The organism is Streptomyces sp. NPDC005799, assembly GCF_040630525.1.
GTDB lineage: Bacteria > Actinomycetota > Actinomycetes > Streptomycetales > Streptomycetaceae > Streptomyces > Streptomyces griseorubiginosus_B.
The window spans coordinates 95,180-104,566 of the sequence record NZ_JBEXXQ010000024.1; the positions used below are offsets into that span (position 1 = coordinate 95,180).

General features: G+C 73.1%; 10 protein-coding genes. 3 read left to right on the forward strand and 7 right to left on the reverse strand.

Annotation, left to right across the window (positions count from 1 at the left end):
- Nucleotides 1-177 precede the first annotated feature (177 nt).
- Complete coding sequence (gene otr(A), locus ABZ453_RS23960; RefSeq protein WP_359017469.1) at nucleotides 178-2,040, forward strand: tetracycline resistance ribosomal protection protein Otr(A); 1,863 nt, start codon at nucleotides 178-180, stop codon at nucleotides 2,038-2,040.
- 489 nt (nucleotides 2,041-2,529) lie between these two features.
- Here otr(A) and ABZ453_RS23965 read toward each other — a convergent pair whose 3' ends face one another.
- Complete coding sequence (locus tag ABZ453_RS23965) at nucleotides 2,530-3,720, reverse strand: cytochrome P450 (RefSeq protein WP_359017471.1); 1,191 nt, start codon at nucleotides 3,718-3,720, stop codon at nucleotides 2,530-2,532.
- 148 nt (nucleotides 3,721-3,868) lie between these two features.
- Between ABZ453_RS23965 and ABZ453_RS23970 the strand changes: the two genes are divergently transcribed.
- Nucleotides 3,869-4,531, forward strand: coding sequence for a DUF4230 domain-containing protein (locus tag ABZ453_RS23970; protein WP_208778316.1), 663 nt, complete (start codon nucleotides 3,869-3,871; stop codon nucleotides 4,529-4,531).
- On the opposite strand, the gene ABZ453_RS23975 is transcribed toward ABZ453_RS23970, so the two are convergent.
- From ABZ453_RS23975 to ABZ453_RS24000, 6 genes are read right to left on the reverse strand one after another with little or no spacing between them, the layout of a single operon-like run.
- Nucleotides 4,532-6,292, reverse strand: coding sequence for a complex I subunit 5 family protein (locus ABZ453_RS23975; RefSeq protein ID WP_359017473.1), 1,761 nt, complete (start codon nucleotides 6,290-6,292; stop codon nucleotides 4,532-4,534).
- A complete protein-coding gene (locus tag ABZ453_RS23980; protein ID WP_359017569.1) occupies nucleotides 6,292-6,639 on the reverse strand; it encodes a sodium:proton antiporter in 348 nt (115 codons plus the stop codon). The genes ABZ453_RS23975 and ABZ453_RS23980 overlap by 1 nt, the downstream gene beginning before the upstream one ends.
- Before the next feature lie 8 nt (nucleotides 6,640-6,647).
- Entirely contained in the window at nucleotides 6,648-7,385 is a 738-nt protein-coding gene (locus ABZ453_RS23985) for an MnhB domain-containing protein (RefSeq protein ID WP_359017475.1), read from the reverse strand.
- Entirely contained in the window at nucleotides 7,382-7,642 is a 261-nt protein-coding gene (locus ABZ453_RS23990) for a hydrogenase subunit MbhD domain-containing protein (protein ID WP_356771262.1), read from the reverse strand. The genes ABZ453_RS23985 and ABZ453_RS23990 overlap by 4 nt, the downstream gene beginning before the upstream one ends.
- Complete coding sequence (locus ABZ453_RS23995) at nucleotides 7,635-8,087, reverse strand: MrpF/PhaF family protein (protein WP_358599152.1); 453 nt, start codon at nucleotides 8,085-8,087, stop codon at nucleotides 7,635-7,637. The genes ABZ453_RS23990 and ABZ453_RS23995 overlap by 8 nt, the downstream gene beginning before the upstream one ends.
- Nucleotides 8,084-8,266 (reverse strand): hypothetical protein, encoded by a 183-nt coding sequence (locus tag ABZ453_RS24000; RefSeq protein WP_359017478.1) that lies wholly within the window; start codon nucleotides 8,264-8,266, stop codon nucleotides 8,084-8,086. The genes ABZ453_RS23995 and ABZ453_RS24000 overlap by 4 nt, the downstream gene beginning before the upstream one ends.
- Nucleotides 8,267-8,512: 246 nt before the next feature.
- On the opposite strand from ABZ453_RS24000, the gene ABZ453_RS24005 reads away from it, so the two are divergent.
- Nucleotides 8,513-9,187, forward strand: coding sequence for a VanZ family protein (locus ABZ453_RS24005; protein ID WP_359017480.1), 675 nt, complete (start codon nucleotides 8,513-8,515; stop codon nucleotides 9,185-9,187).
- The last annotated feature ends 200 nt before the right edge of the window (nucleotides 9,188-9,387 follow it).

Here is a 9,387-nt window from a genome sequence, read left to right on the forward strand (position 1 = left end):
ACGGCATCATGCTACGGGCCCGCCTTCGGGCCGGATATTCGGTTGCGGACCGCCCCCGGCCGCGCGCCATGATGACGCCGTCCGTGTTCTCTCACGTCAGGATTCCTCGCATGCGCCGACTCCTCGGAATCAACCAGCGCCCCCACTGGCCCACGGTTCTCGAGGACTCGACCCCGCATGCACACCCTGAACATCGGAATTCTGGCCCACGTCGACGCCGGTAAGACCAGCCTGACCGAGCGGCTGCTGTTCGACCACGGAGCGATCGACCGGCTCGGCAGCGTCGACAAAGGTGACACCCGTACGGACGACGGGGAGATCGAGCGGCAGCGCGGCATCACCATCCGCTCCGCGGTCGCCGCGTTCACCGTCGGTGACACCCAGGTCAACCTGATCGACACACCCGGTCACTCCGACTTCATCGCCGAGGTCGAGCGTGCCCTGGAGGTCCTCGACGGCGCGATCCTGCTGCTGTCCGCCGTGGAGGGCGTGCAGGCGCAGACGCGGGTGCTGATGAGGACACTGCGGCGGCTGCGGCTGCCCACCCTGGTCTTCGTCAACAAGATCGACCGGGCGGGTGCCCGCGGTGAGGGCCTGCTCGCCGACATCCGCGGCAAGCTGACGCCGTACGTCGCCCTGCTCACGGACGTGACGGGCATCGGCACGCCCGACGCGCGCGTGACACCCCGCCCGGCCCGGGATCAGCGGCTGGCCGAGGGGCTCGCCGAGGTCGACCCAGGCATCCTCGCGGCGCTCGTCGACGGCCCCGAGCCGACCGCCGACGACCTCTCCAAGGCCCTCGCGGCGCACACGGCCGACGGCTCCTTCCACCCCGTCCTGTTCGGCTCGGCGCTCGGCGGCCAGGGCGTCGCCGGTCTCGTGGACACGATGATCCGCCTGATCCCCCCGGCCCCGACGTCCGGTGCCGCCGGACCACGCGGCACCGTGTTCGCCGTACGGCCCGGACCGGGGGGCGAGCGGACGGCGTACCTGCGGTTGTACGACGGTGAGGTGGCGCAGCGCCAGCGGCTGACGTTCCTGCGGCGCGAGGCCGACGGCCGGACCACCGAGGTCGCCGGTCGCGCCCACCGCCTGGACGTCGTCGGCCGGGAGGGGCCCCTGACCGCCGGGAACATCGCGACGATCGGCGGGCTGGGTGGAGTGCGGGTGGGTGACCGGCTCGGTGAACTCAGCGATCGCGCACCGCAGTTCGCGCCCCCGACACTGGAGAGCGTGGCCCGTGCCCGCCGGCCGGAGCAGGCGGCGCGACTGCGTGAGGCCCTCCTGGCCCTCGCCGACCAGGACCCGCTGATCCACGCCCGACCGGCGCCCGGGGGAGCCACCGCGCTGCTGCTGTACGGCGAGGTCCAGATGGAGGTGATCGCGGCGACGCTGGCCCAGGACTTCGGCGTCGAGGCGGACTTCGAGCCGGGCCGGGTGCGGTTCCTGGAGCGGCCGCGGGGCGTGGGCGAGGCCTGCGCGGAGATGCCGTGGCACCTGGGTACCCGCTACTGGGCGACGATCGGGCTGCGGGTGGCGCCGGGACCGCGCGACTCCGGCGGGGTGTTCACGTACGAGACGGAACTCGGCGCACTCCCCCGCGCCTTCCACCAGGCCATCGAGGACGCGGTGCACGCGGGCATGCTGACCGGGCTGTCGGGCGCGCCGGTCACCGACTACCGGGTGACGCTGATCCGCTCCGGCTACTGCTCGCCGATCAGCACGGCGGCCGACTTCCGGGGTCTCACCCCGGTCGTGCTGCGCCGTGCGCTTCATGAGGCGCGGACGCGGCTGTACGAGCCGTACCACGCGTTCGAGACGGAGGTTCCGCTCGACGCCCTGGCCCCGGTGACGGCCGAACTCGCCTCACACGGCGCGGAGTTCACCGGCACCACGCCCGGCCCGTCGTCCTGGCTGATCACCGGCGAGCTGCCGGCCCGCCGGGTGCGCGAGATCGAGCTGCGGCTGCCCGGCCTCACCCACGGCGAGGGGGTGTGGTGGTCCCGCCCGTCGGGCGACAGGGAGCTGCGCCCGCACTGACCCCTTTCGGCAGCTCCCGTCGTCAGCTCGGAGCGCGGGCCCCGCGGCGTCCTGGGGCCCCCACGCGCGGTTGTTCGAGCCTGGGGGAGCGTGCTCTCGGCGTGCCGGGTGCAAGCCCTCGTACTGGACGTACTCGGGGACGTGCCCGGTGCGGCGAGTGGGGGTGCCCCCTCAGGGGAGCGTGCCGGGCGTCGCGGGGCAGGCGGGACCTTCGCAACCGGCCCTAGCCCCTTTCGGCAGCTTCCGTCGTCAGCGCGGAGGGCGGGACCCGAGGTGGTCGGTGCCTGCCGGCGGGTCCTCTCCGGGGACTGCGTGCCGGGCGGCCCGGTGCGGGCGGAAGGTGTCGGCGGCCTCCGGGAGGTGGCCGGGCGGCGGATGTGCTGCCCGGCCGGCGTGCGCACCCCGGGGCGGCGCGGTGGCCGGTGACCTGGCCGGAGCGGTCGGGTCAGGGGCGGCCGACGCGGCCGCACCGGCTCACTCCCCCGAGCTTCACCACGACACCGGCAGGGTGCGTGGGCTCCGGGTCATCTGGCCCTCGCGCCAGTCGATCGTGTCCGGGGTGAACTCGGCGCGCAGGCCGGGGAAGCGGGAGGCGAGGCGGTGCAGGGCGAGGCCGAGTTCCAGGCGGGCGAGCCAGGCGCCGAGGCAGTGGTGGGGACCGGCGCCGAAGACGACGGTGGGCGCGGGCAGAGGGGTGAAGGGATCCGGCGGCCCGGGTGGGAAGACGGCGGTGTCGCGGCTGGCGGAGTTGGTCTGTACGGCGACCACGCTGCCCGCCGGGATGCTGACACCGCCGACCTCGGTGTCCTCGACAGCCCGCCGGAGCAGCCCGGGCAGGACGCGGCCCTCGCTGAGCGGAACGGCGCGCAGCAGCTGCTCGGCGGCGGTGGCGGCCGTCTCCTCGCCCTCGGCGAGAGGGGCGTAGACGTCCCGTCCGTCGGTGAGGAGGTAGACGACGAGATTGCCGAGCGCCGTCATGGTCGTCTCGTGCCCGGCCACCACCAGACCGCACACCAGCCGCACGAGCTGCCGTTCGTCGACACCGACGGCGTCGCCCGCCGCCACCAGTCCGCTGACCAGGTCGTCGCCGGGGGCCTCACGTCGTTCGGCGACCAGTCGGGCGCCGAACTCCGCGAACTCCGACATGGCGGCCACGACTTCCTCCCGCGTGTGCGCGCCCCCGGAGAGGGCGTGGTCGGCCCAGTGCCGGATGCGCTCGCGGTTGAGGTGGTCGAGGCCCATCAGCCGGCAGATCACCGAGACGGGCAGCGGACGGGTGAACCCCTCGACGATGTCGGCAGGTCGCTCCCCGGCCGCGAAGTCGTCGAGGAGGGTGTCGACGACCGAGGCCACCCAGGGCCGCCAGCGGGCGATCGCGCGGGGCGTGAACGCCCGCTGCACGGTGCCGCGCAGCCGCTGGTGCGGTTCGCCGTCGAGGTTGACCATCCCCTCCGGGTCCCCCAGCAGGTTCGGCACGACGAGCAGCGGCGGCGCGTCGTCCGCATGCAGCGAACGCCTGTCGAAGCGGTGGTCCATGAGCACCTGGCGGACGTCGGCGTAGCGGGTCACGAGCCAGACCGGGGTGCCGGTGGCCAGCGCGGTGCGCCGGGGCGGACCGGTCTCGGGGAGGTCGATGCGGTGCATGGGGCAGCGGGAGAGGGACGTGCTGTCTGTACTCATCCGGGACTCCAGGGGTGCCGGTACGGACAGTTCTCCCACGCTAGTGCGCCCCGTCTGCCCCCCACCAGATATCGATCGGCCAACGACACGGTCTGCCAAGGGATTTGGCGGGCATTCGTGGAAGTAGTCAGGAAGGAGGACCGCCGCCATGACGACTCCCATCAGGCGCGTGTCCAGGCGCATGCCCGGCTGGGCGAAGGCGGTGAGCGCCGTCGTGCTGGTGCTCGTGGTGTTCTTCGCCGGGATCCGGCTGAGTGTGCTGCCCGGTCTCAAGGACCTGTTCGGGACGCAGACGCACGACCGCACCGGTCCCGCGCTGCTGCAGTCCATTCAGGACATGAGCCGTTACGACGCCGCCTCCGGCAACTTCCAGGTCGTGGTGGACCTGGAGAAGGACACCAAGTATCTGCCCGACGCGATCCGCGGCAGCCGCACCCTGTACGTCGGGGCGGGCACCGTCGACGCCTATGTCGACCTGGGCAAGGTCGGCAAGGACGACGTGACGGTCAACGGCGACCGTACGTCCGCCACCATCCGGTTGCCGCACGCGGCGCTCGGCAAGCCGGCCCTCGACCCCGACCGCTCCTACGCCGTCTCCAAGCAGCGCGGTCTGCTGGACCGCCTCGGCGACTTCTTCTCGGACAACCCCAACGGTGAGCAGGCGGTGCAGAAGCTCGCGGTGAAGCACATCGGCGAGGCCGCCAAGGACAGCGGGCTGACCAAACGTGCCGAGACCAACACCGTCGACATGCTCCAGGGGCTGCTGCACTCGCTCGGCTTCAAGGAGGTGCACGTCTCCTACCAGAGCTGATCAGCCGCCCAGCACTCCCGGCAACGCGAGCGCGCCGAGCAGGGCGGCCCCGACCAGCACCCATGCCACGTAGTCCCCGACGTGCCCGGACTGCAGGCGCCGCAGCGCCAGCGCCCAGTCCGGGCACGTCAGCAGTTTCGGGCGGACGGCGGCGAGGGCGGCGAGGCCCACGGCGAGCCCGGTCGACAGCAGGCCGAGCAGCACGCCCGGTCCGGTCCACTCCACGGAGCCGATCACCCCGCCGGACCCGGCCTCGTTCACCGAGCGCGCCACGACGTCGGCGAAGCCGGGGCCCACTCCCACGGCGAGCGCTGCGGCCAGCAGCACGGCCGGCACCGCCGTCATGGTGTCCGGGATCCGCCGGATGCGGTGTCCCGTCTCCGGCTGTTCGCCCGAGCCGGTCGTCTCGAAGTCGCCCTGGTCCGGCGGTGTGGGGCCGAGGCCGAGGAACACCCCGGCGGCGACGCGCAACACGGCCGCGGCGGTCACCGCGCCCCCCGCGACGTACAGCACGGTCAGCGGTCCGCCCCCCGCCTCCTCGGCGACGGACTTGCCGAGCGCGGTGCCGAACGGCGGCAGCCCCGCGAGGGCGAGGCCGCCGAGGACGTACATCACGGCCACCCCGCGCAACGCGCGGGCGCGCCCGTGCAGGGCGTGTTCGTCGACGCTGCCGTAGCGGTCGAGGAGGATGCCCGTGAGGGCGAACAGGGCGGCCTTCACGCCGGCGTGTCCGAGGACGTACAGCGCGACCCCGTCGTCGGCCTCGGGGGTCAGCACACCGATGCCGATGAGGAAGAGCCCGGTGTGGGCGACCGTGGAGTAGGCGAGCAGCCGTTTGATGTGCCGCTGGTACCAGCACATCACCGCGCCGATCACCACCGTGAGCACGCCGAGCACCACCAGAGCGCGCCGCAGGTCGTGGGACGGGACGCCGCCGGGGCCGGCGAAGACGGTGCCGTACACGCGCCAGACGCCGTAGGCGCCGAGTTCGACCATGACGCCGGACAGCAGCATGCACACGGGGGTGGGGGCGACGGCGTGCGCGTCCGGGAGCCAGAAGTGGAAGGGAACGGCGGCGGCCTTGACCAGCAGACCGGTCAGGACGAGGACGAAGCCGGCGAGGGTGAGCGCGTCCGGCGCGCCGTGCGCGTCGAGACCGCGCCCGATCTGCGTCAGCGCCAGCTCGCCGGTGCGCGCGTACAGCAGCCCGATGCCCATCAGCATGGCGTACGCGCCGAGGGAGTTGACCACGGCGAAACTCAGCGCGCCCTGCACGGCCCTGGGCTCCTCGACCCGGGTGCCGGTCAGCGCGTAGGCGACGACGCTCATCAGCTCGAACCAGACGAACATGTTGAACAGGTCGCCGGCGATCGCGAACCCGCACATGCCGCCCTGGAACAGCAGCATCAGCGCCGGGAAGGAGCCCGCGTGGCGGCGGGGCGGTTCGTCGAAGTAGTGCCAGGAGTAGACCAGGGCAGCCAGGGTCAGCAGCGAGGCGAGCGCGGCCATGCCGAGGCCGGGTCCGTCGCCGGTCAGGACGATGCCGACGCTGTGGCCGTCTACGGGCGTCCAGCCGCCCACCCATTCCGTCATCGGCGGCGAGGAGCCGAGCAGCAGCACGACGGCGAGTCCGGCCGTCGCGGCGGACACGGCGCAGCCCGCGGACTCGGCGGCGACCCGGGGCAGCCGGCGGCCGACGGCGACGAGCAGGGCGGCCCCGAGGAGGGGGACGGCGACCAGGAGCGGCAGCAGGTCGTTCATCAGCCGCGCAGTTCGGAGAGTTCGTCGGGGTCGACGGTGCCGTGGCGTTTGGCGATCTGGACGACGAGCGCGAGGAGCAGGGCGGTGACGGTGGCGCCGACGACGACGTCGGTGAGGGTCAGCGCCTGGACGACCGGGTCGACGACCGGGCGGGAGCCGGGCCTGATGTCGGAGAAGACGGGGGCGGTGGCCTTGTCCCGGTAGCCGACGGCCAGCAGCAGGACATAGGTGCCGGCCTGGCAGACGGACAGACAGCCCACGGCGTGGACGAGGTTGCGGCTGGTGGCCAGGCCGTAGCAGCCGGCCAGGAAGACCCATACGGCCACCAGGTACGGCAGCACGTCCATGACGTTTCTCATCTCCCGCTCTCCTCCTCGATCTCGACGGCCTGGTCCAGGAAGCGGGCGAGCAGGACGACGACCGCGCAGGCGACCTCCATGCCGATGGCCGCGTTCAGCAGCGGCACGGTGCCGCCGGAGGAGAGGGTGTTGAAGGTGCCGTACGGCAGGGTGTTGGCCAGGAAGGCCGTGCCGCCGATGAGGCCGGCGATGCCGGTGACGACGTAGGCGGAGGAGGCCAGCGCGTCGCCGACCTCGTATCTGCCGACCGGGCGGACGCGTTCCAGGGCTGCGTAGTCGGCGCCGAGGTAGAGCAGGTGCAGGGCGGTCGCGGCGACGACCCCGCCCTGGAAGCCGCCGCCGGGGCTGAGCTGGCCGTGGGCGACGATGTAGAGGCCGGTCAGCAGGGCGACGGGCAGGACGAGGAGGGCGTAGCGGCGCACCGGCCGGGCCACGTCGGCGGGTTCGGGGCGGGCGCGCCGCTCGTCCTGGGTCTGGCGCAGCAGGACCACGCAGCCCAGGACGGCCGCGAAGAGGATGGTCATCTCGCCGAGGGTGTCGAAGGCGCGCTGGTCGAAGTTGACGGAGGAGATGGTGTTGGCGGTGCGCCGGGCCAGGGAGGCGTGGACCGCGCGGTCGCCGTAGGGGTGCCGGTCGCCGCCGAAGTGCGGCAGTCTCAGGCAGGCGGCGACCAGCAGGACGGCCAGGCCCGCGCCGCCGGTCAGCAGGACCCACAGTCGGGCGTGCCGGGTCACCGCTCGCCCTCCTTCTCCCGGCCGCGTCGTCCGATCTTGCGGACGGCGAGCATCAGCAGCAGTGGGGTGAGGGCGGAGCCCACGGCGAGCTGGGACAGGCCGACGTCCGGTGCCTGCAGGACGGTGAACAGCACGGCGAGGACGACGCCGAGGACGGACAGGACGAGGGCCTGGCGCATCGGGTCGCGGGTCGCCACGGCCACCGTGGCGGACGCCGCGACCAGCAGCAGCGCGACGACGATCACCGCGTCAGCCACCGCGGACCCCCCGGAAGCCGCCGGACAGGGCACGGGAGGCGATGACGTTACCGCTGATCAGCAGGGCACCGATGACCAGCAGTTTGACCATCGCCCGGCTGGGTCCGGTCGCCACGCACAGGGCGGTCACCGCGGCCGCGCCGAGGCCGGCGACCGTCCAGGTCAGGCCCCAGGCGCGCGGCGGGTCCTCGGCCAGTTCGTCGGCGAGCAGCCGAGCGAAGACCAGGGTGCCGACCGGGCCGAGCAGGGCGAGGACCAGACCGAGGTCGACGTACGACGGCCGGTCGTAGGCCTGGGACAGGAGCAGCAGGCCCGGGCACGCGAGGGCGGTGGACAGGTTCTGCGCCACGACGCGGCGGCGCAGCGGGCCGGTGGCGACGCCCCACAGGGCCGCGCCCAGGCCGCCGGCGAGACCGACGGTCGCGGCGAGCAGCCAGCCGTTCACGATCCGCTCACCGCCCGTCGCGCGGCCCGCGCGGCGAGGGCGCCGACGAGGGCCGAGGCCGCGCCGACCGCGAGTTCGAGGGTGTCGACGGTGCTGATGAGGACCAGCCACAGCAGGGCGAGCGCGACCCACCAGCCCAGCAGTTCGGCCGCCGCGAGGAGCGCGGTCCGCGGGGTCATGCGCCACCTCCTCGGGCTCCGCTCGCACGCAGTCGCGGCGAGAGGTCCGGTCCGTCCTTCCGCGGCATCCAAGCATCGCGGCGGGCGCCGCGGGGGGCGGCGCGCTCGGCTCACCGCCCGGTTGCCCCGACAGCGGGAAGAAAAACCGCGCGGGCGCACCACCCCGGAACCGGGCATGGCGGCATCGTCGGCGGATGTGGGGGTAACCGCCTTACGACACAGGGAAGTTGAAGACTGGAGGACCGGATGGCCCGTGCAGCCTTGCGCCCACGTTCCGCATGGCGCCTGGGTGTCGCCAAATCCGACAAGGCCGCGAAGCCCGCGAAGAACGGCAGAGCGGAGAAGCCCGCGAAGAGCGGCGAACCGGTGAAGGGCGGCAAACCCTGGAGGAGGGCGAAGGCCGAGAAGGCCTCCCGTCCTGAGCCGCGCGAGCGGCATGTCCTGCCCCTGCCGATCCGGCTGCTGGCGATGCTGGTCGCCTTCGGGTTCATGGTGGCCTTCGCCGTGGTGCTGGCCAAGCTGACGCTGGAGCCCTCGCCCGCCTCGGCCTCGCTGGTGCACACCAATCTGCATCCGGGCCGCTCGATCCGGGCCTACATGGAACAGCCGGCGCTGCGCGACGCCGTGAAGCAGATCGGCGGCAACATCCTGCTGGGCGTCCCGTTCGGGGTTCTCATCCCCGTCGTCGCGCCGCGAGCACGCGGGCTGCTGCGCGTGCTGCTGCTGACCGCCGTGGTCATGCTGCTCGTGGAGTTCGCCCAGGGCGCGCTGGTCGACGGACGCGCCTTCGACATCGACGACGTCATCCTCAACACGAGCGGCGCGCTCATCGGCTGGATCGTCCTGGGGCGGCGGATGGGCAGGGTGCACGCACGGGAACGGGTCCCGCGCCGACCCGCCAAGGGGACAAAGAGCGCTTAGCAGGGCACGTCAACTCCTGGTCCGTACCAAGGTATTGACGCTCTCCTTATCTCACTCCTTAAATCAAGAGGCGACGCCTTCACCCCCCACCTCGGGGGGGGGGCGACCGTGGGCCCGCCCCCCCCCGGGGAGAAGATGGCGGGGGGCCCCCCCACAACAGCGCCAATTTGATTTAGGCGCCCCGGGCCCCCCGGGGGTGG